General features: G+C 62.9%; 18 protein-coding genes and 3 tRNA genes. 14 read left to right on the top strand and 7 right to left on the bottom strand.

Annotation, left to right across the window (positions count from 1 at the left end):
- The first annotated feature begins 148 nt into the window (after nucleotides 1–148).
- The 4 genes from ccoN to B3P22_RS21820 all read left to right on the top strand — a co-directional run bounded on the left by ccoN (nucleotide 149) and on the right by B3P22_RS21820 (nucleotide 4020).
- Nucleotides 149–1597 (top strand): cytochrome-c oxidase, cbb3-type subunit I, encoded by a 1449-nt coding sequence (gene ccoN / locus B3P22_RS21835; protein ID WP_296272542.1) that lies wholly within the window; start codon nucleotides 149–151, stop codon nucleotides 1595–1597.
- Entirely contained in the window at nucleotides 1590–1817 is a 228-nt protein-coding gene (locus B3P22_RS21830; protein WP_296272513.1) for a hypothetical protein, read from the top strand. The genes ccoN and B3P22_RS21830 overlap by 8 nt, the downstream gene beginning before the upstream one ends.
- A 97-nt stretch (nucleotides 1818–1914) precedes the next feature.
- Nucleotides 1915–3048 (top strand): HPP family protein, encoded by a 1134-nt coding sequence (locus B3P22_RS21825; protein ID WP_296272512.1) that lies wholly within the window; start codon nucleotides 1915–1917, stop codon nucleotides 3046–3048.
- A 111-nt stretch (nucleotides 3049–3159) separates the two neighbouring features.
- A complete protein-coding gene (locus B3P22_RS21820; RefSeq protein WP_197854855.1) occupies nucleotides 3160–4020 on the top strand; it encodes a LysR family transcriptional regulator in 861 nt (286 codons plus the stop codon).
- A gap of 68 nt (nucleotides 4021–4088) precedes the next feature.
- Here the strand turns inward: B3P22_RS21820 and B3P22_RS21815 are convergent, their stop codons facing one another.
- From B3P22_RS21815 to hemA, 6 genes are all read right to left on the bottom strand, one after another.
- Nucleotides 4089–4604 carry an acyloxyacyl hydrolase gene (locus B3P22_RS21815; RefSeq protein WP_296272511.1) on the bottom strand — a complete coding sequence of 172 codons (516 nt, stop codon included), beginning with the start codon at nucleotides 4602–4604 and terminating at the stop codon, nucleotides 4089–4091.
- Nucleotides 4605–4700: 96 nt separating this feature from the next.
- Entirely contained in the window at nucleotides 4701–5489 is a 789-nt protein-coding gene (murI, locus tag B3P22_RS21810) for a glutamate racemase (protein ID WP_296272510.1), read from the bottom strand.
- Complete coding sequence (locus tag B3P22_RS21805) at nucleotides 5479–6231, bottom strand: molybdopterin-synthase adenylyltransferase MoeB (protein ID WP_296272541.1); 753 nt, start codon at nucleotides 6229–6231, stop codon at nucleotides 5479–5481. The genes murI and B3P22_RS21805 overlap by 11 nt, the downstream gene beginning before the upstream one ends.
- A gap of 4 nt (nucleotides 6232–6235) precedes the next feature.
- Nucleotides 6236–7069: a peptide chain release factor N(5)-glutamine methyltransferase gene (gene prmC / locus B3P22_RS21800; protein WP_296272509.1), complete on the bottom strand. Its 834-nt coding sequence runs from the start codon at nucleotides 7067–7069 to the stop codon at nucleotides 6236–6238.
- A gap of 87 nt (nucleotides 7070–7156) precedes the next feature.
- Nucleotides 7157–8239: a peptide chain release factor 1 gene (gene prfA / locus B3P22_RS21795; protein ID WP_296272508.1), complete on the bottom strand. Its 1083-nt coding sequence runs from the start codon at nucleotides 8237–8239 to the stop codon at nucleotides 7157–7159.
- On the bottom strand, nucleotides 8236–9516 hold the full coding sequence (hemA, locus tag B3P22_RS21790; protein ID WP_197854844.1) for a glutamyl-tRNA reductase: 1281 nt from the start codon (nucleotides 9514–9516) through the stop codon (nucleotides 8236–8238). Before hemA ends, prfA begins: the two co-directional genes overlap by 4 nt.
- A 209-nt stretch (nucleotides 9517–9725) precedes the next feature.
- Here hemA and B3P22_RS21785 point away from each other — a divergent pair, with 209 nt between their 5' ends.
- The 10 genes from B3P22_RS21785 to B3P22_RS21740 all read left to right on the top strand — a co-directional run bounded on the left by B3P22_RS21785 (nucleotide 9726) and on the right by B3P22_RS21740 (nucleotide 18070).
- A complete protein-coding gene (locus tag B3P22_RS21785) occupies nucleotides 9726–11453 on the top strand; it encodes a tetratricopeptide repeat protein (RefSeq protein ID WP_296272507.1) in 1728 nt (575 codons plus the stop codon).
- On the top strand, nucleotides 11453–12067 hold the full coding sequence (lolB, locus tag B3P22_RS21780; protein WP_419096456.1) for a lipoprotein insertase outer membrane protein LolB: 615 nt from the start codon (nucleotides 11453–11455) through the stop codon (nucleotides 12065–12067). Before B3P22_RS21785 ends, lolB begins: the two co-directional genes overlap by 1 nt.
- A 232-nt stretch (nucleotides 12068–12299) precedes the next feature.
- Nucleotides 12300–13175, top strand: coding sequence for a 4-(cytidine 5'-diphospho)-2-C-methyl-D-erythritol kinase (ispE, locus tag B3P22_RS21775; protein WP_296272505.1), 876 nt, complete (start codon nucleotides 12300–12302; stop codon nucleotides 13173–13175).
- 26 nt (nucleotides 13176–13201) lie between these two features.
- A tRNA-Gln gene (locus tag B3P22_RS21770) sits at nucleotides 13202–13276 on the top strand.
- A gap of 56 nt (nucleotides 13277–13332) precedes the next feature.
- Nucleotides 13333–13407 (top strand) — tRNA-Gln (locus B3P22_RS21765).
- A 45-nt stretch (nucleotides 13408–13452) separates the two neighbouring features.
- The gene (locus B3P22_RS21760; RefSeq protein WP_197854836.1) at nucleotides 13453–14394 is read left to right on the top strand and encodes a ribose-phosphate pyrophosphokinase; all 942 of its coding nucleotides are present in this window, start codon (nucleotides 13453–13455) and stop codon (nucleotides 14392–14394) included.
- A 107-nt stretch (nucleotides 14395–14501) separates the two neighbouring features.
- Nucleotides 14502–15116: a 50S ribosomal protein L25/general stress protein Ctc gene (locus tag B3P22_RS21755; RefSeq protein ID WP_197854835.1), complete on the top strand. Its 615-nt coding sequence runs from the start codon at nucleotides 14502–14504 to the stop codon at nucleotides 15114–15116.
- Between the two features lie 60 nt (nucleotides 15117–15176).
- On the top strand, nucleotides 15177–15767 hold the full coding sequence (gene pth / locus B3P22_RS21750; protein ID WP_296272504.1) for an aminoacyl-tRNA hydrolase: 591 nt from the start codon (nucleotides 15177–15179) through the stop codon (nucleotides 15765–15767).
- Between the two features lie 24 nt (nucleotides 15768–15791).
- On the top strand, nucleotides 15792–16892 hold the full coding sequence (gene ychF, locus B3P22_RS21745) for a redox-regulated ATPase YchF (RefSeq protein ID WP_296272503.1): 1101 nt from the start codon (nucleotides 15792–15794) through the stop codon (nucleotides 16890–16892).
- Between the two features lie 233 nt (nucleotides 16893–17125).
- Complete coding sequence (locus tag B3P22_RS21740; RefSeq protein WP_296272502.1) at nucleotides 17126–18070, top strand: hypothetical protein; 945 nt, start codon at nucleotides 17126–17128, stop codon at nucleotides 18068–18070.
- A gap of 79 nt (nucleotides 18071–18149) precedes the next feature.
- Here B3P22_RS21740 and B3P22_RS21735 read toward each other — a convergent pair.
- Nucleotides 18150–18226: transfer RNA gene (locus B3P22_RS21735), tRNA-Met, on the bottom strand.
- Between the last annotated feature and the right edge of the window lie 71 nt (nucleotides 18227–18297).

Raw genomic sequence — 18297 nt, 5'->3', positions numbered from 1 at the left:
CAGAATTTATTATTAATTAGTCGAATCCATCACCGTCCCGCACACTTTCGGTGCTCCCTACGAAACCTGACATGCTCGTGAACCGGCCAACGGCCTATTCCGAGCGACAGGAGAGCGCGCCTGAAATACTCAGCAAGACGGAATCATGATGGCTACCCTTGCGACTGCCCCCCACTATTACAACTACGAGATCGTTCGCCGTTTCACCCTCACCACTCTGTTCTGGGGCATCCTCGGAATGGGCATGGGTGTGTTCATCGCGGCCCAGCTGGTCTGGCCCGAACTGAACTTCGGTATTCCATGGCTCAGCTTCGGGCGGATCCGCCCGGTCCACACCAATCTGGTGATCTTCGCCTTCGGCGGCGGTGCCCTGTTCGCCACCTCCTTCTACGTGCTGCAACGTACCTGTCGGGTACGGATCATCTCCGACGGCCTGGCCAACTTCCTGTTCTGGGGCTGGCAGGCAGCCGTGCTGGCGATGATCGTCAGCTATCCGCTGGGCATCACCTCCTCCAAGGAGTATGCCGAAATGGAGTGGCCGATCGCGCTGTGGGTCACCCTGTTGTGGGGGATCTACGCCTACCTGTTCTTCGGCACCATCGCCCGTCGCCAGGTGCGCCACATCTACGTGGGCAACTGGTTCTACGGTGCTTTCATCATCGTCACGGGCATGGTGCATGTGGTCAACCACATCGCCGAACCGGTCTCGCTGCTCAAGTCGTACTCGGTGTACTCCGGCGCCACCGATGCAATGATCCAGTGGTGGTACGGCCATAGCGTGGTCGGCTTCATCCTCTCGGTAGGCTTTTTGGGGATGATGTATTACTTCGTGCCCAAGCAGGCCGAGCGGCCGATCTATTCCTATCGGCTGTCCATCGTCCACTTCTGGGCGATCATCACCCTGTATATCTGGGCCGGCCCGCACCACCTGCACTACACCGCGCTGCCGGACTGGGCGCAAACCCTCGGCATGGCCATGTCGGTCATCCTGCTGGCTCCAAGCTGGGGCGGCATGATCAACGGCATGATGAGCCTGTCCGGCGCCTGGCATAAGCTGCGCACCGACCCGATCCTGCGCTTTCTGGTCGTTTCGCTGGCGTTCTACGGCATGAGCACCTTCGAAGGCCCGATGATGGCCATCAAGACGGTCAATGCGCTTTCCCATTACACCGACTGGACCATCGGCCACGTCCATGCCGGTGCACTGGGTTGGGTGGCGATGATCTCCATTGGCGCGCTCTACCACATGCTGCCCAAGCTGTACGGCCGCACGCAGATGCACAGTGTCGGCCTGATCAACGCGCACTTCTGGCTGGCCACCATCGGCACCGTGCTGTACATCGCCTCGATGTGGGTCAACGGCATCACCCAGGGCCTGATGTGGCGCGCGGTGAACGAGGACGGCACGCTGACCTACTCCTTCGTCGAGGCGCTGGAAGCCAGCCACCCCGGTTATGTCGTGCGCCTGCTGGGCGGGGCGGTCTTTGCCAGCGGCATGCTGCTGATGGCCTGGAACACCTGGCTGACGGTACGCAGCGGTGAGCGCATCGATGCCGTGCCCTCCACCCCGGAAGTGGGAGCCGCCGCCCATGCCTGACGCCCTGATCCTGCCGGTTCTCGCTACCCTGGGTTGCCTGCTCGGTTGCTGGCTGTGCTGTAGCACACCGTCGACGCTCGACCAGGCCAGCCTGCTGCCCTTTGCCGACGATCCGGAAGCGGCGGCGCGCATGACGCAAGCGACGGGCCGGCCTTGCGAGGTCACCACGCAGCCACTCGAAGAGTCCGGCAATACGACCGAAGAGCACCTGCTCGCCTGAGGTTTTCTTCGCCCAGGGACGGGCATCCAGAAGTGCCGCTTGCGGCACCCTACGGGCTTTTCAGCAGTGAAGAGCCCTCTTTTTTTGACCGGATACCATGAACACACCATCTCGCCTGCACCAATGGTGCATCGCCTTCGTCCCCGACGCTGCGCACACGCGCCCACGCGAATGGCTGCGCGCGGCACTCGGTGCCGGCCTGGGTTTTGTCTTCACCACCTGGCTGTGCAGCCAGCTTTTCGGCCTGCAGTTGGCCGTGCACTTCTCCGGCCCACTGGCCGCTTCTGCTGTGCTGTTGTTCGCTGTTTCCTCGGGCGCGCTGGCGCAGCCCTGGTCGATTGTCGGTAGTTATCTGTGCGCCACGCTGGTTGGCGTACTGGTCGGCCACCTGCTCGATCACAGCCTGCTCGGTGCCGCCCTGGCGGTAGGTCTGAGCCTGTTGCTGATGTGCCCGCTGCGCTGTCTGCACCCGCCGGGCGGCGCCATCGCCTTCTGCGTCGTATTCGCCCCAGTAGCACCGGGCATACCTGCCTGGCACCCGGCAATCGCCGTGATAATCGCCGCGCTGGGCCTGCTGAGCAGCGCGCTGATCTACAACAACCTCACCGGCATGCGTTACCCGCGCCAGACCACACCGCCAGCCGATGAACACCATACCCGCGACCCATCGCCCGGCGAGCGCGTAGGCATCCGCGATACCGACCTCGACCAGGCGCTCGACGAACTGGGCGCCTTCGTCGACGTGACTCGCGAGGACCTGGCGATGATCGTCAAAAGCACCGAGCGCTATGCGCTGCGCCGCAGCATGGGCGACATCCGCGCTGGCCAGGTGATGTCACGCGACCTGGTCTGCGCCACGCCGGGCACCAGCATCAAACAGGGCCTGCACCTGCTGCGCCACCATCATCTCAAGGCGCTGCCAATCCTTGACCACAACCAGCAACTGGTCGGCATCGTCAGCCTCAGCGACCTGATCGCGCCTCTGCATCACCGCCCGGCGAGGCGCTTGGGCCTGTTCAAGCGGCGCCCTCGCCCGCGCCTGGGCGAGCTGATGAGCAGCCCGGTACGCTGCACCGATGTCGATACGCACGTCGTCGACCTGATCGGCGTATTGTCCGACCGCGGCCTGCATTGCCTACCGGTACTGGAGAACGAAAAGCTGGTGGGGATCATCACCCAGACCGACGTGATAGCGGCGCTGCAACGAGACCTGTTGGCCCACTTCGATTGAGGTTTCGACCCTCTGCGATTGCAGCTCAGGATGCCGTAACGGTGCTGCTCATCGAAAAGTGCCGTAGCAGCCCTTACACTGCCTGCCTGCCCTTGCTGAGCCCGCCACGACATGGACATCGATCTGACCCGCACCTTTCTGGAAATCGTTCGCAGCGGCAGCTTCATCGCCGCCGCCGAACGCCTGCACGTCACCCAGACGGCCGTCACGGCGCGTATCCAGAAGCTCGAAGGTCACCTCAACTGCACGCTGTTCGTACGCAACCGAGCCGGGGCCAAGCTGACGGCAGACGGTGAAGCCTTCGTCGCCTATGCCAACCAGATACTGCAAACCTGGGAGGCGGCGCAGCGCGACCTGCCCCTGCCGGACGGCTACCACAACGTCATCCACGTCGGCGGCGAGGTCAGCCTGTGCAACCCACTGATGCTGCGCTGGGTCAGCCGCATCCGCGCCCGCATCGACCACTACGCCGTGCACACCCATATCGGCGACGGCCAGGAGTTGCTGCGTCAACTGGAACTGGGGGTGCTGGACGCCGCCCTGGTGTATCAGCCCAACTACTGGCCGGGCATGCAGGTGGAGCAATTGCTGGAAGAAAAGCTGATTCTGGTGCGCGCGAAGAATCCCGAACCCTACGTGTACGTCGACTGGGGCGAGGCCTTTCGCCTGCAGCACGACAGCGCGCTACCGGATCGGGCCAAGGCGCCGGTGTCGTTCAACCTCGGGCCGCTGGCCCTGCAGTACATCCTCGAACACGGCGGCTCCGGCTACTTCCGCACGCGGGTGGTACAGAGCTACCTGGACAAGAAGGTGCTCAAACGCGTGCCGCGCGCGCCGGAGTTCAGCTACCCGACCTACCTGGTGTATTCCCGCGAGCGCGACTCGGCAGTGCTGCAGCAGTCGTTCGATCTGCTGCGCGAGATCATTGCCGAGGACACCGACTGGTCGCAGCGCTGGGACCCGATGATCTGAGCCGCGAGCGAAACGAAACCGCCCCTCATATAGAGGGGCGGTTTGGTTGTAACACTGTCGCTGGAGGCTTAGAAGCTCATGCGGTAATGCACGGTGTAGGCTTCGGCGCCATCGTTGGGCTTCTTGATACCCGCGTTGGAATAGTGGATCGCACGCAGGCCGATTTCCTGGCCGGCGAAACGCAGACCTACGCCGATGCGGTCTTCGAACTGGAAGGAAGAGCCCAGCTCGTTGCTTTCCAGCTCGGTGCTGGAGAACGCAGCAACGCCGATACCGGCTTCGATATAGGGGCGCACGTTCTGCCCGGCGAACTCGTAAACGAACACCGGAGCGAAGGAAAGGCTGTGGTTGCTCGCCGTGTCGTCACCGTCCCAGTAGGTGTAGCCCAGGTCCCAGTAACCGGTCAGACGGCCGTAGCTGCTTTCCAGCCAGCTATGGTTCCAGTCCCACTGCGCGCCCAAGCGGTAAACCATGGTGGAATCGCCACTCTGACCAATAGCCGCGGTTACATCCGCAGCCTGCGCAGCACCGAGGATCCCGAACGAGAAAGCCGTAGCTGCGGCAAAGGCACACAACTTCTTCATGAGTCATTCCTTTTGTTAGCGAGAGGTTTTTATCAGGCCGTGACAAAAATATAGAAGTATCCGATAGGAGGGATAGCCCAATCGAAAAAAAATTCACTATATCGAAAGAACTTCGGCTTTTTCACCTAACAAAATCGGCAATACTCGGCAAAGTTGCGAAATTTCACCGCTACTCCAATATCGAGTCGCCTGGGCCGGCGCGGTCGCCAGCAGATCATGCCGAGCGAGCAGACGCTGCAACTGACGCGCTACTGCCGCACCGGTATCGATCAAGGTCACCGACGCCGGCACCAGCTCACCCAGCAGCGGGCGCAGGAAGGGATAGTGGGTGCAGCCGAGAATCAGCGTGTCGCAGCCCTCGGCCAGCAGCGGCGCCACGTATACCTGCAGCAATTCACGCGTGGCCGGCGCCTGCAGCTCGCCGGCCTCGATGCATTCCACCAGCCCCGGGCAAGGCTGGGTGATCACCCGCAAGTCATTGGCGAAACGATCGAGCAGCGCAGCGAACCGTGCGCTCTTGAGCGTACCGGTGGTCGCCAGCACGCCGACCACGCCACTGCGGGTCGCTGCTGCCGCCGGTTTCACCGCAGGCTCCATACCGACGATGGGCAAATCAGGATAACGTTCGCGCAGTTCTCCAGCGGCTGCCGCCGTCGCCGTATTGCACGCCAGCACCAGGGCCTTGGCACCCTGCGCCAGCAGATGCTCGGTGATCACTACGCAGCGCTCGCGAATGTACTCCGGGCTTTTTTCGCCATAGGGCACGTGGCCGCTGTCGGCAACGTAGAGCAGCGTCTCGTTGGGCAGCAGCTGGCGAATTTCGCGCAGCACCGACAGGCCGCCAACACCCGAGTCGAAAACGCCGATCGGCGCGTTACTGGGCATCGCCGCAAACACCGCAGGCGGGGTCACGCCTGACCCGCAACTCGCGAAAACGCGTACCCAGCGCATCGATCAGCAGCAGGCGACCCACCAGCGGTTCACCGAAACCGGCCAGCAGCTTGAGCGCCTCCAGCGCCTGCAGGCTGCCGACCAGGCCGACCAGCGGGCCGACTACACCGGCCTCGCTGCAGGTCAGCTCGGCCTCGCTGCCGTGGCCGTACAGGCAGTGATAGCAGGGGCTGGCCGCATTGCGCGGATCGAACACCGACAACTGGCCTTCCAGGCGGATCGCCGCACCGGACACCAGCGGCTTGCCGGCTGCAACGCAAGCGGCATTGACCGCCTCGCGCGTAGTGAAATTGTCCGAGCAGTCCAGCACCACGTCGACGGCGCTTACGGCAGCGGCCAAGGAATCGGCATCCAGCGCCTGGCGATGCGGCACCAGGCTGATCTGCGGGTTGAGCGCGGCCAGGCGCGCCATGGCCGAGTCGACCTTGGCCTGGCCAATGCTGGCGGTGTCGTGGGCGATCTGCCGTTGCAGGTTGGTCAGGTCCACCGTGTCGAAGTCGGCCAGGTGCAATTCACCGACCCCGGCGGCGGCCAGGTACAGCGCGACCGGCGAGCCAAGCCCGCCCATGCCGACGATCAGCACGCGGCCCTGTTTCAAGCGCAGCTGGCCTTCCACATCGATCTGTTTCAGCAGAATCTGCCGGCTATAGCGCAGCAGCTCGTCATCGCTCAGCATCTGATCACTCACGGTCGAAACGTCCCAAACTGATGCGCTCGAGGCCTGCCAGGTCACGCCGGCTGTGTACCTCGACGAAACCGCCATCGGCGAGCAGGCCGCGCACGTCCTCGGCCTGGTCGAAACCGTGCTCCAGCAACAACCAGCCGCCCGCTAGCAGGTACTCGGGCGCGGCCTGGATGATCGCACGAATATCGTCCAGCCCATCGCGACCGGCCACCAGCGCGCTACTTGGCTCGAAGCGCACGTCGCCCTGCGCGAGGTGCTGGTCGTCGGCGCGGATATAGGGCGGGTTGCTCAGGATCAGACCATAACGCCGCCCGGCCAGCGCGGAAAACCAGTGGCTGAGCAGGAAACCGGCATTGCCCAGCCCGAGGCGCTGACGATTGCGTTCGGCCAGCGCCACGGCCTCCTCGATGCGATCCACGCCGGTCACCTGCCAGGCCGGACGCTCGCGGGCCAGGGCCAGAGCAATGGCGCCGGTGCCGGTGCCGAGGTCCAGCACCAGCAGTGGCGTGGCCGGCAGCAGATCGAGCGCGGTTTCCACCAGCAGCTCGGTGTCCGGGCGTGGGATCAGGGTGTGCGGCGCCACTTCCAGGTCCAGGCTCCAGAAGCCCTGATGACCGAGAATATAGGCCACCGGCTCGCCCTGGCGACGGCGCTGCAGATTCGCGTGGAACAGCGCCAGTTGATCGGCCTCCAGCTCGCGCTCCGGCCAGGTACGCAGGTAGCTGCGCGGCTTGTTTAGCGCGGCGGCCAGCAGCAGCTCGGCGTCCAGCCGCGGCGTGGGCGAGTCGGGCAGGTCAGCGGTGTCGAGCAGGGTTTCGATGGTGGCCATCACTTTTAAGCCTCAAGCTGCCAGCTTCAAGCTACAAGATGGCCCGCATTCAACTTGCGGCTTGTGGCTTGCAGCTTGCCGCTGTGGTTAGTCGCCCAGCGCCGCCAGCTGGTCAGCCTGGTACTCGGCCAGCAAGGGCTCGATCACCGCCTCCACGCCGCCGGCGATCACCTCGTTCAGCGAATACAGGGTCAGGTTGATGCGGTGGTCGGTCACCCGTCCCTGCGGGAAGTTGTAGGTGCGGATGCGCTCGGAGCGATCGCCCGAGCCGACCAGCAGCTTGCGCGTCTCGGAGATTTCCTTGTGCGCCGCCGCTTCCTGCTGGTCCTGCAGCTTGGCCGCCAGCCAGGCCATAGCCTTGGCGCGGTTCTTGTGCTGCGAGCGCTCCTCCTGGCATTCGACCACAGTGCCGGTGGGAATGTGGGTGATGCGGATCGCCGAGTCGGTGGTGTTGACGTGCTGACCACCGGCACCGGAACTGCGGTAGGTATCCACGCGCAGGTCGGCCGGGTTGATCTCGATGGCGGCCTGCTCATCCGGCTCCGGCAGCACCGCCACGGTGCAGGCGGAGGTATGGATGCGGCCCTGCGATTCGGTTTCCGGCACGCGCTGCACGCGATGGGCGCCGGACTCGAACTTGAGCTTGGCGTAGACATTCTCGCCCTCGACGCGGGCGATCACTTCCTTGAAGCCACCGTGCTCGCCCTCGTTGGCCGACAGCACCTCGACGCGCCAGCCCTGCTTCTCGGCGTAGCGCGAGTACATGCGGAACAGATCGCCGGAGAAGATCGCCGCCTCGTCGCCGCCAGTGCCGGCGCGCACCTCCAGGTAGACGTTGCGGCTGTCGTTGGGGTCCTTGGGCAGCAGCATGCGCTGCAGCTTGTCTTCCAGGCCGACCAGCGCCTCCTTGGCCTGATCCACTTCCAGCTCAGCCATCTCACGCAGATCCGGATCGCTGTCCTTGAGCAGCGCCTGGGCGCCTTCGAGGTCGCTCTGCACTTTGCGCAGCTCGCGGAAGGTGGCGATCACCGGCTCGATCTCTGCGTATTCCTTGGAATAGGCGCGAAATTGCGTTTGCTTGGAAATCACCTCGGCATCGCCGAGCAGCGCCGTCAGTTCCTCGAAGCGGTCGCTGAGGTTGTCCAGCTTGTTCAACAGTGACGCTTTCATTGCAGACCTTTGTCCTGCGGCGCGCTCTCGTCGAGGGCGAACAATTCCTGAGCCAGGCTGAGCGCGTCGACGCGCCCCTCGGCGGTAAGTTTCTTCATGCGCACGCTGGGCGCGTGCAGCAGCTTGTTGGTCAGGCCGCGCGCCAGTTGCGCCAGCACGTCCTCGGGATTGCTGCCGTTGACCAGCATGCGCTGGGCCTTGGCCAGTTCCTCGTCACGCAGGCGCTCGGCCTGCTGACGGTAGGCCTTGAGCACGTCGACCGCGGCCAGTTCACGCAGGCGCTGCATGAAATCGTCGGTGCCGGCAGCGACCAGTTCCTCGGCGGCCTGGGCCGCGCCCTGGCGGCTCTTGAGGTTTTCCTCGATGACCTCGTGCAGGTCATCGACGGTATAGAGGTAGACGTCATCCAGCTCGCCCACCTGCGGTTCGATATCGCGCGGCACGGCGATGTCGACCATGAAGATCGGCTTGTGCTTGCGCTTTTTCAGCGCACTTTCCACCGCGCCCTTGCCGAGGATCGGCAACTGGCTGGCCGTGGAACTGATGACGATGTCGCTGTGCGCCAATTCGTCGGGAATGTCCGAGAGCAGCACGGCGTGGGCGCCGAACTGCTCGGCCAACTGGCTGGCACGTTCCAGGGTGCGGTTGGCGACGACGATACGCTTGATGCCCTGATCGTGCAGGTGGCGCGCGACCAGGCTGATGGTCTCGCCAGCGCCGATCAGCAGCGCCTGGCTTCGGTGCAGGTCGGCGAAGATCTGCTTGGCCAGGCTCACCGCAGCGAAGGCCACGGAAACCGGGTTCTCGCCGATGGCGGTGTCGGTGCGTACGGTCTTGGCGGTGCTGAAGGTGGCCTGGAACAGACGCCCGAGCAGCGGGCCGACGGTGCCGGCCTCGCGCGCTACGGCGTAGGCCGACTTGAGCTGGCCGAGAATCTGCGGCTCGCCGAGCACCATCGAGTCCAGCCCGCAGGCCACGCGCATCATGTGGCGCACTGCGTCGTCATCGCTGTGCACATAGGCGCAGGCGCGAAGTTCGTCGATGCTCAGACGGTGGTAATCGGCCAGCCACTGCAGCACTTCGTCGCCGCTGAGCTGGTCCTGCTCCAGGTACAGCTCGCTGCGGTTGCAGGTAGAGAGGATCGCCGCCTCGCGGCTGGGCGTCAGCCGGCACAGCTGCTGCAGCGCCTCGACCAGTTGCTCAGGGGTGAAGGCAACGCGCTCGCGCACCTCTACCGAGGCGGTCTTGTGGTTGATACCGAGGGCGATAAAGGCCATGCAGGGTCGCTGAGGGGCAATACGGGAGCCGGCAATTGTCCTACTTCGCCCCCGAGAGAACAACTCCTGCGACCTATTGTCCCAATAGACGGTTCGCCGCATCGTCCTGGCCAGTGGGCTTGCTCCAAGGCTTGTGTCATGATGCCCCGAACGTCGCAGGGCACGAGCCGGTACGGCCCTCGCCCCGGAATAACGCACGACAAGGCACTATGAACAGACCCCTCGCGTTGCTCACCGCATTCGCCTTCCTCAGCGGCTGCCAAACCTTCGCCCCCAGCGAGCCGGACGGCACGCCACCGGTGCAGGAAGCCGACCAGGCCACCCAACTGGAACCCAGCGAGTACGGCTCGTTCAGCCAGGAAAGCCTGCTCGCCCTGCTCACCGCCGAGCTGGCCGGGCAGCGCAACCGCTTCGACATCGCCCTTGGCAACTACGTGCAGCAGGCGCAGATCACCGGCGATGCCGGCGTTGCCGAGCGCGCCTTCCGCATCGCCGAATACCTCGGCGCCGAACAAGCCGCGCTGGACAGCGCGCTGATCTGGGCCGGCAACGCACCAGGCAACATCGATGCGCAGCGCGCCGCCGCCGTGCAGCTGGCCCGCGCCGGCCGCTACGACGAATCCATGACCTATATGGAGCAGGTGCTGCAGCGCCAGGGCGATACCCATTTCGACTTCCTCGCGCTGTCCGCCGCAGAAACCGACCCGGATACCCGCGCCGGCCTGCTGCAAGGCTTCGACCGCCTGCTGAGCAAGAACCCGGACAACAGCCAGCTGCTGTTCGGCAAGGCCATCCTCCTGCAACAGGACGGCCGCGCCGAAGAAGCTCTGGAGCTGCTCGAGGACAGCGCAGCGAGCACCAATGAGGTCTCGCCGATCCTGCTGCGCGCACGCCTGCTGCAAAGCCTCGGCCGGGGCGACGAAGCCCTGCCGCTGCTGCAAAAAGGCATTCGCAAGAACCCCGACGACAAGCGCCTGCGCCTGACCTACGCGCGCCTGCTGGTCGAACAGGACCGCCTCGATGACGCCAAGGGCGAGTTCGCCAAACTGGTGCAGGAAAATCCCAACGACGACGACCTGCGCTTCTCCATGGCACTGGTGTGCCTGGAGGCCGAAGCCTGGGAAGAGGCCATCGTCTACCTGGAAGAGCTGGTCGAGCGCCGCAGCCATGTCGATGCCGCGCACTACAACCTCGGCCGCGCCTACGAGGCGCTGGACGACGCCGACAGCGCGCTGCAGGAATACAGCCTGGTCGGCCCGAGCAATGACTACCTGCCGGCCCAGCAACGCCAGGCCGAGCTGCTGTTCACCCAACAGCGCGGCGAAGAAGCCAGCGCACGTCTGGCCCAGGCCCGCGATGCCCAGCCGGACTACGCCATTCAGCTGTACCTGATCGAGGCCGAAGGCCTGAGCAACAGCGGCCAGGTCGAGCCGGCCTGGAAGGTCATCAACGATGGGCTGGAGCAATACCCCAACGACCTCAACCTGCTTTACACCCGCGCCATGCTGGCGGAAAAACGCGATGACCTAGGCCAGCTGGAAACCGATCTGCGCTACATCATCCAGCGCGAGCCGGAGCATGCCATGGCCCTCAACGCCCTTGGCTACACCCTGGCCGACCGCACCACGCGCTACGAAGAAGCGCGCGAGCTGATCGCCAAGGCCCACCAGCTCAACCCGGACGACCCGGCGATTCTCGACAGCCTCGGCTGGGTCAACTATCGCCTGGGCAATCTCGACGAGGCCGAACGTCTGCTGCGCCAGGCCCTGGAGAAATTCCCCGACCACGAAGTCGCTGCCCACCTCGGCGAAGTCCTCTGGGCCCAGGGCAAGCAGCGTGAAGCCCGCAGCGTCTGGCGCGATGCACTGAGTGCAGCGCCGGACAGTCCCATCCTGCGTGACACCCTGTTGCGCCTGACCGGCTCCGAGACTCTTTGATGATTCGTCACCTACTCGTATTCAGCCTCCTCGCCCTGCTCGCCGGTTGCGCCGGCCTCACCTCGCACGAAGCGCTGCAAGGCCAGGGCGACCCGGCCCAGTGGAAGGCTCACAAGCAGCAGATCGCCCAGCTCGATGGCTGGCAGATCAACGGCAAGATCGGCATCCGCGCCCCGCAGGATTCCGGCAGCGCCACGCTGTTCTGGTTGCAGCGCCAGGATTACTACGACATTCGCCTGTCCGGCCCGCTGGGCGGTGGCGCCGCGCGCCTGACCGGGCGCCCGGGCGACATCCTGCTGGAAGTGTCCAACCGTGGCCGCTTCCGCGCCGAATCGCCGGAAGCTCTGCTGCGCGAGCAACTGCGTCTGGATCTGCCAGTGTCCAACCTGCTCTGGTGGATTCGCGGCCTGCCCGCCCCGGAGAGCCGCAGCCGCATCACCCTCGATGGCGCAAGCCACCTGGCGCAACTGGAGCAGGACGGCTGGCGTGTGGAATACCAGCGCTATACCGAGCAGAACGGCTACGCCCTGCCGGAGCGCATGAAACTCTACGGCCAGGACCTGGAAGTGACTCTGGTGATCAAGGATTGGCAGCCGCGCCAGCTCGGCCAGTAAGCCAGCGGTACATACTGTGGGAGGGGCTTCAGCCGCGACGGCTTGTCCAGCGCCTCCCATAGCACGCAGCCGGTGGATAGGCCACGCGGCCAACTACTTCCGCGGACCACTCCCTCTCCCATTTATGGGAGAGCGCCGGGGAGAGGGTGATTTGCCGCCCCTCTCCCCCGGCCCCTCTCCCGCAAGCGGGATAGGGGAGACAAGCACCTAAGACGACTCTTCAGCGCACCCCATGACCAGCACCTCCATCCCCACCCACGCCGAACTGATCCTGCCCGCCCCGGCCAAGCTCAACCTGATGCTGCACATCCTCGGCCGCCGCGCCGACGGCTATCACGAGCTGCAGACCCTGTTCCAGTTTCTCGACCACGGCGACGAGCTCGGCTTCAGCGTGCGCCAGGATGGCGAAATCCACCTGCACACCCCCATCGAAGGCGTGCCGCATGACAGCAACCTGATCGTGCGTGCCGCCAGGCGCCTGCAGGAAGCTTCAGGCACCGCACTCGGCGCCGATATCTGGCTGGACAAGCGCCTGCCCCTGGGCGGCGGTATCGGCGGCGGCAGTTCGGATGCCGCGACCACCCTGGTCGGCCTCGACTACCTGTGGCGCACCGAACTGGGCGAAGATCGCCTGGCCGAAATCGGCCTGGCGCTGGGCGCCGACGTACCGGTTTTCGTGCGCGGCCGCGCCGCCTTCGCCGAAGGCGTTGGCGAACGTCTGACGCCAGTGGAACTCGAGGAACCCTGGTTCCTCGTCGCCGCGCCGCAAGTCTTTGTAAGCACAGCAGAAGTTTTCGGCTCGCCCGAGTTGACACGGGATACGCCGCCCATTAAAGTTCGCAGCCTTCTTGCGGGGGGTGGTCGAAACGACTGCCAGCCGGTTGTAGAGAAGCGTTACCCTGAAGTTCGTAACGCTTTGATCTTGTTGAACAAATTTGTTTCAGCTAGATTGACCGGCACTGGAGCTTGCGTATTTGGGAGCTTCCCAAATCGGGACGATGCTGATAAAGTCGCCCGCCAACTTCCAGGCACTCTGCCGAGCTTTGTCGCTCAAGGTCGCAACATCTCGATGTTGCACCGCAAGCTCCAAGCATTGGCCAAGAAGTGAATGCTCAGCATTCGGTTATACGATACAGGGGCGTCGCCAAGCGGTAAGGCACCAGGTTTTGATCCTGGCATGCGTTGGTTCGAATCCAGCCGCCCCTGCCATAACCTCCCTCGGGAGGCATCGCAAACCGATTCAAGCAGCATTCGACACAGAATATAGGGGCGTCGCCAAGCGGTAAGGCACCAGGTTTTGATCCTGGCATGCGTTGGTTCGAATCCAGCCGCCCCTGCCATTTTCCATACCCATCCAGGTATACCCCAGCCGGCAGGTACTGCGCGTGTCCAAGATGATGGTCTTCACGGGGAACGCAAACCCCGATCTGGCGCGACGGATCGTTCGTCAGCTGCACATTCCCCTCGGCGATGCTTCGGTCGGTAAATTCTCCGACGGCGAAGTCATGATCGAAATCAACGAGAACGTCCGCGGTAAGGACGTCTTCCTGATTCAGCCGACCTGTGCACCCACCAACGATAACCTGATGGAACTGGTAGTGATGGCCGACGCCTTCCGTCGTTCCTCGGCCACCCGCATCACTGCGGTTATCCCCTACTTCGGTTACGCCCGCCAGGATCGCCGTCCGCGTTCCGCTCGCGTGGCGATCAGCGCCAAAGTGGTTGCCGACATGCTCACCGTGGTCGGTATCGACCGCGTGCTGACCGTCGACCTGCACGCTGACCAGATCCAGGGCTTCTTCGACATTCCGGTAGACAACATCTACGGTTCCCCGGTCCTGGTCGACGACATTGAAGACCAGCGCTTCGACAACCTGATGATCGTCTCCCCCGATATCGGCGGCGTCGTTCGTGCCCGCGCCGTGGCCAAGAGCCTGGGCGTCGACCTGGCGATCATCGACAAGCGTCGCGAGAAGGCCAACCAGTCCGAAGTGATGCACATCATCGGTGACGTCGACGGCCGTACCTGCATCCTGGTCGACGACATGGTCGACACCGCCGGTACCCTGTGCCATGCCGCCAAGGCGCTGAAAGAGCGCGGCGCCGCCAAGGTCTACGCCTACTGCACCCACCCGGTGCTGTCCGGCCGCGCCATCGAGAACATCGAGAATTCCGTCCTGGACGAGCTGGTGGTCACCAACACCATTCCGCTGTCCGCTGCGGCGCAGTCCTGCTCGCGTATTCGCCAGCTCGACATCGCCCCGGTCGTCGCCGAAGCGGTCCGCCGCATCAGCAACGAAGAATCGATCAGCGCCATGTTCCGCTAAGCGGAACTGGCCAGATCACACTGCCCCGCCTCGTGCGGGGCTTTTTGCCCTACCGCCCGAGGCTGGTCGCAAGCCACAAGGCGGTTTGGTTATTTTGGAGAAGTGAAATGACTGTTGAATTTGCCCTGAATGCCGAAGTGCGTTCCGACCTGGGGAAAGGTGCGAGCCGCCGCCTGCGTCGTAACGTGTCCATGGTGCCTGCCGTGATCTACGGCGGCGACAAAGCCCCCGCCTCCATCAGCCTGCTGGCCAAAGACCTGGCCAAGCTGCTGGAAAACGAAGCTGCCTTCAGCCACGTTCTGACCCTGGACGTTGCCGGCACCAAAGAAAGCGTCCTGATCAAAGCCCTGCAGCGCCACCCGGCCAAAGGCTTCGTTCTGCACGCTGACTTCGTTCGCGTGGTTGCCGGCCAGAAACTGACCGCCCACGTACCGCTGCACTTCATCAACGAAGCCACCTCCGTTGGCGTCAAGCAAGGCGGCGGCGAAGTCCTGCACGCCCTGAACGAAGTCGAAGTTTCCTGCCTGCCGAAAGACCTGCCGGAATTTATCGAAGTCGACATGGCCAAGGTCGCTGTTGACCAGACCGTTCACCTGTCCGACATCAAGCTGCCGAAAGGCGTTGAGCTGGTTGCTCTGGCCCACGGCAGCGACCTGCCGGTAGCCAGCATCCACCTGCCGCGCGTTCGTGAAGAAGCTGCCGGCGAAGGCGCTGCCGAGTAATCGTCAGTAGCTGGCCCGGCATGCGATCACGCCGGGCCATGTTCTCGAAAGGGCTCCTGTATGACTGCCGTACAACTGATCGTTGGCCTGGGTAACCCCGGCCCCGAATACGACCAGACCCGGCACAATGCAGGGGCCCTTTTCGTTGAGCGCGTGGCCGAGAGCCAGCGCGTCAACCTCTCCGTAGATCGCAAATATTTCGGCCTGGTGGGCAAATTCAATCACCAGGGGCGCGAAGTTCGTCTGCTCATCCCCACCACCTACATGAACCGCAGCGGCCAGTCCGTGGCGGCATTGGCCAATTTCTTCAAGCTCAAGCCCGAAGAGATCCTGGTGGCCCACGACGAACTCGACATGCCACCCGGCGTCGCCAAGCTCAAACAGGGCGGCGGCCACGGCGGGCACAACGGGTTGCGCGACATCATCGCCCAGCTCGGCAACCAGAATAACTTCCATCGCCTGCGGCTCGGCATCGGCCACCCGGGGCACGCCAGCCTGGTTTCCGGCTACGTGCTCGGACGCGCCCCACGCAGCGAACAGGAACTGCTCGACAAGAGCATCGACTTCGCCTTGGACGTCCTGCCGGAAATACTCGCCGGCGACTGGACCGTGGCCATGCGCAAACTGCATAGCCAGAAGGCCACTAAGTAACCACCTTTCCCCGAGGGACACACCATGGGATTCAATTGCGGCATCGTCGGCCTGCCCAACGTCGGCAAGTCCACCCTGTTCAACGCCCTCACCAAATCCGGCATCGCCGCAGAGAACTTCCCCTTCTGCACCATCGAGCCGAACAGCGGCATCGTGCCGATGCCCGACCCGCGCCTGGATGCCCTGGCCGAGATCGTCAAGCCCGAGAAGGTCATCCCCACCACCATGGAATTCGTCGACATCGCCGGCCTGGTTGCGGGCGCGTCGAAAGGTGAAGGCCTGGGCAACAAGTTCCTCGCCAACATCCGCGAGACCGACGCCATCGCCCACGTCGTGCGCTGCTTCGAAGACGAGAACGTCATTCACGTCGCCAACAGCGTCGACCCTAAACGCGATATCGAGATCATCGACCTCGAACTGATCATGGCCGACCTCGACAGCTGCGAGAAGCAACTGCAGCGCGTTGCCCGTACCGCCAAGGGTGGCGACAAGGAATCCGTGGCGCAGAAAGCCCTGCTGGAAAAGCTCATCCCCCACCTCACCGAAGGCAAGCCGGCGCGCAGCCTGCTGAAAGACCTGGGTGACGACGAGAAGCGCCTGGCCAGGACCTTCCACCTGCTCACCACCAAGCCGGTGATGTACATCGCCAACGTCGCCGAAGACGGCTTCGAGAACAACCCGCACCTCGACGTGGTCAACGCCATCGCCAAGGAAGAAGGCGCCATCGTCGTGCCGGTGTGCAACAAGATCGAAGCCGAGATCGCCGAGCTGGACGATCTGGAAGAGATGCAGATGTTCCTCGAAACCATGGGCATGGAAGAACCGGGCCTGAACCGCGTGATCCGCGCCGGTTACTCGCTGCTCAACCTGCAGACCTACTTCACCGCTGGCGTGAAGGAAGTACGCGCCTGGACCGTGCGCATAGGCGCCACCGCCCCGCAGGCTGCCGCCGTGATCCACACCGACTTCGAGAAAGGCTTTATCCGCGCCGAAGTGGTCGCCTACGACGACTTCATCGCCTACAAGGGCGAAGCCGGCGCCAAGGAAGCCGGCAAATGGCGCCTGGAAGGCAAGGACTACATCGTCAAGGACGGCGACGTGATGCACTTCCGCTTTAACGTTTGATCGTTGTAGGTAGCGCATAAACAGAACCCCGCGAAAGCGGGGTTTTGTTGTTTTTGGGGTGGGGAATTATCGGATTACTTCGCTATCACACTCTGGTTTTGCTTGAGACGTCTTGAGACTGTTGAACCAGTTCGTAACGATCTTCTCCGCTTTTTTCCATGGGCGGATTCTTGCGGTTAGTCGGAAAGCACGACAGAGTTAAGCCTTCTTTGAACTGCAATGTTGATTACGTCATGACTGAACGCTCCACCAGCTCGTCTGGTCAGCCGGAGGAGAATTTCGCTAATAGTGAAGGCTGGATTTCATGGCGAAACCTCACCACTGAAGCCATGGAGCGCTTTTACGAGCAGCTTATTGCGAATGTTTCCTGGTTCCCGAGCTTGGTGGGCTACGAGGCAGCGGAGCGTGCAAGGGCAGCTAATGGGAACCTTGCCTGGTCTTGGGGGGCAGCTGCTGAGATTCAGGAAACTATCAATACGGTAAATTCGTGGGGGATGCATCTGCATGATTGGTGCGCTTGGAATGCCGTTGTGGAGTCATATGAGACAGATGAAGATAGAGGGCAGCTGCTGCATCACTTCGTTGAGCCACTAGCTTTCTTCTGCATGCATCAACCTAGCGCAGTCAGTGATCGCCTGATGCTTCTTACCGAGACACTGTTACATCAGGCCAACCGTCTTGTAGAGCCAGGCTATGTTGATCGCCTTGACCAAGATCGCTTGAGGCCCGGACAAGGGCTTCGGCGCTCTGATCGTAGAAAACAGGTCATTCACCTTGGTCAGCGCTGGACACGATTTAATGTGTTTCTGGCTGCTCTGGATACGATGAATGATTCGGCTTATCGAAAGCTTAGTCGCAATTTCCGCGACCTATCTGTTCACTCATTTGCGCCTAGACTTATGGTCGGGCAAATCATGCGTGCAGTTCGTTCAATTGAGCCCTGGCAAGAGACCGTGAAACAACCGTGCGGCGGGTACCTACTTGTAGATCATCCGACCAAGAAAGGTGTGAGCTATACGATGGGGGTGCTGGAACCGTTTCCTCTCAGCGATGCATGCTCAGCTAGCCTTTCTGAGTACCAAAAAGTGGTGACCGCTATGAGTGCATTCTCTGAGCTTCTTGAGGAGATATGCGACAGCATGGATGCAATACCAGATCGCTTATCAGGACAGTCGTAGGCTGGGACAAGAAAGGGACAGTTCGGGGACACCGGCCCAAATAAAAAGGGGCTAGCTTGCGCTAACCCCTTGAAATATATGGTGGCTACACCGGGACTTGAACCTGGGACATCAGCATTATGAATGCTGCGCTCTAACCGACTGAGCTATGTAGCCAACGGCGCGCATTGTCCGCGTCTCGCCCACTGCTGTCAACCCCAGATCAACGATAAATTTACGTTTTATCA

Origin of the sequence: Pseudomonas sp. UBA6323, assembly GCF_002439135.1 — a bacterium.
GTDB lineage: Bacteria > Pseudomonadota > Gammaproteobacteria > Pseudomonadales > Pseudomonadaceae > Aquipseudomonas.
This window is presented reverse-complemented; position numbering and strand designations above follow the sequence as displayed.

Excerpts from the sequence above, each read along its gene's own strand:
- ccoN (WP_296272542.1), top strand. The coding sequence starts at position 149 with ATGGCTACCCTTGCGACTGCCCCCCACTATTACAACTACGAGATCGTT.
- B3P22_RS21830 (WP_296272513.1), top strand. The coding sequence starts at position 1,590 with ATGCCTGACGCCCTGATCCTGCCGGTTCTCGCTACCCTGGGTTGCCTG.
- B3P22_RS21825 (WP_296272512.1), top strand. The coding sequence starts at position 1,915 with ATGAACACACCATCTCGCCTGCACCAATGGTGCATCGCCTTCGTCCCC.
- B3P22_RS21820 (WP_197854855.1), top strand. The coding sequence starts at position 3,160 with ATGGACATCGATCTGACCCGCACCTTTCTGGAAATCGTTCGCAGCGGC.
- B3P22_RS21815 (WP_296272511.1), bottom strand. The coding sequence starts at position 4,604 with ATGAAGAAGTTGTGTGCCTTTGCCGCAGCTACGGCTTTCTCGTTCGGG.
- murI (WP_296272510.1), bottom strand. The coding sequence starts at position 5,489 with ATGCCCAGTAACGCGCCGATCGGCGTTTTCGACTCGGGTGTTGGCGGC.
- B3P22_RS21805 (WP_296272541.1), bottom strand. The coding sequence starts at position 6,231 with ATGCTGAGCGATGACGAGCTGCTGCGCTATAGCCGGCAGATTCTGCTG.
- prmC (WP_296272509.1), bottom strand. The coding sequence starts at position 7,069 with ATGGCCACCATCGAAACCCTGCTCGACACCGCTGACCTGCCCGACTCG.
- prfA (WP_296272508.1), bottom strand. The coding sequence starts at position 8,239 with ATGAAAGCGTCACTGTTGAACAAGCTGGACAACCTCAGCGACCGCTTC.
- hemA (WP_197854844.1), bottom strand. The coding sequence starts at position 9,516 with ATGGCCTTTATCGCCCTCGGTATCAACCACAAGACCGCCTCGGTAGAG.
- B3P22_RS21785 (WP_296272507.1), top strand. The coding sequence starts at position 9,726 with ATGAACAGACCCCTCGCGTTGCTCACCGCATTCGCCTTCCTCAGCGGC.
- lolB (WP_419096456.1), top strand. The coding sequence starts at position 11,453 with ATGATTCGTCACCTACTCGTATTCAGCCTCCTCGCCCTGCTCGCCGGT.
- ispE (WP_296272505.1), top strand. The coding sequence starts at position 12,300 with ATGACCAGCACCTCCATCCCCACCCACGCCGAACTGATCCTGCCCGCC.
- B3P22_RS21755 (WP_197854835.1), top strand. The coding sequence starts at position 14,502 with ATGACTGTTGAATTTGCCCTGAATGCCGAAGTGCGTTCCGACCTGGGG.
- pth (WP_296272504.1), top strand. The coding sequence starts at position 15,177 with ATGACTGCCGTACAACTGATCGTTGGCCTGGGTAACCCCGGCCCCGAA.
- ychF (WP_296272503.1), top strand. The coding sequence starts at position 15,792 with ATGGGATTCAATTGCGGCATCGTCGGCCTGCCCAACGTCGGCAAGTCC.
- B3P22_RS21740 (WP_296272502.1), top strand. The coding sequence starts at position 17,126 with ATGACTGAACGCTCCACCAGCTCGTCTGGTCAGCCGGAGGAGAATTTC.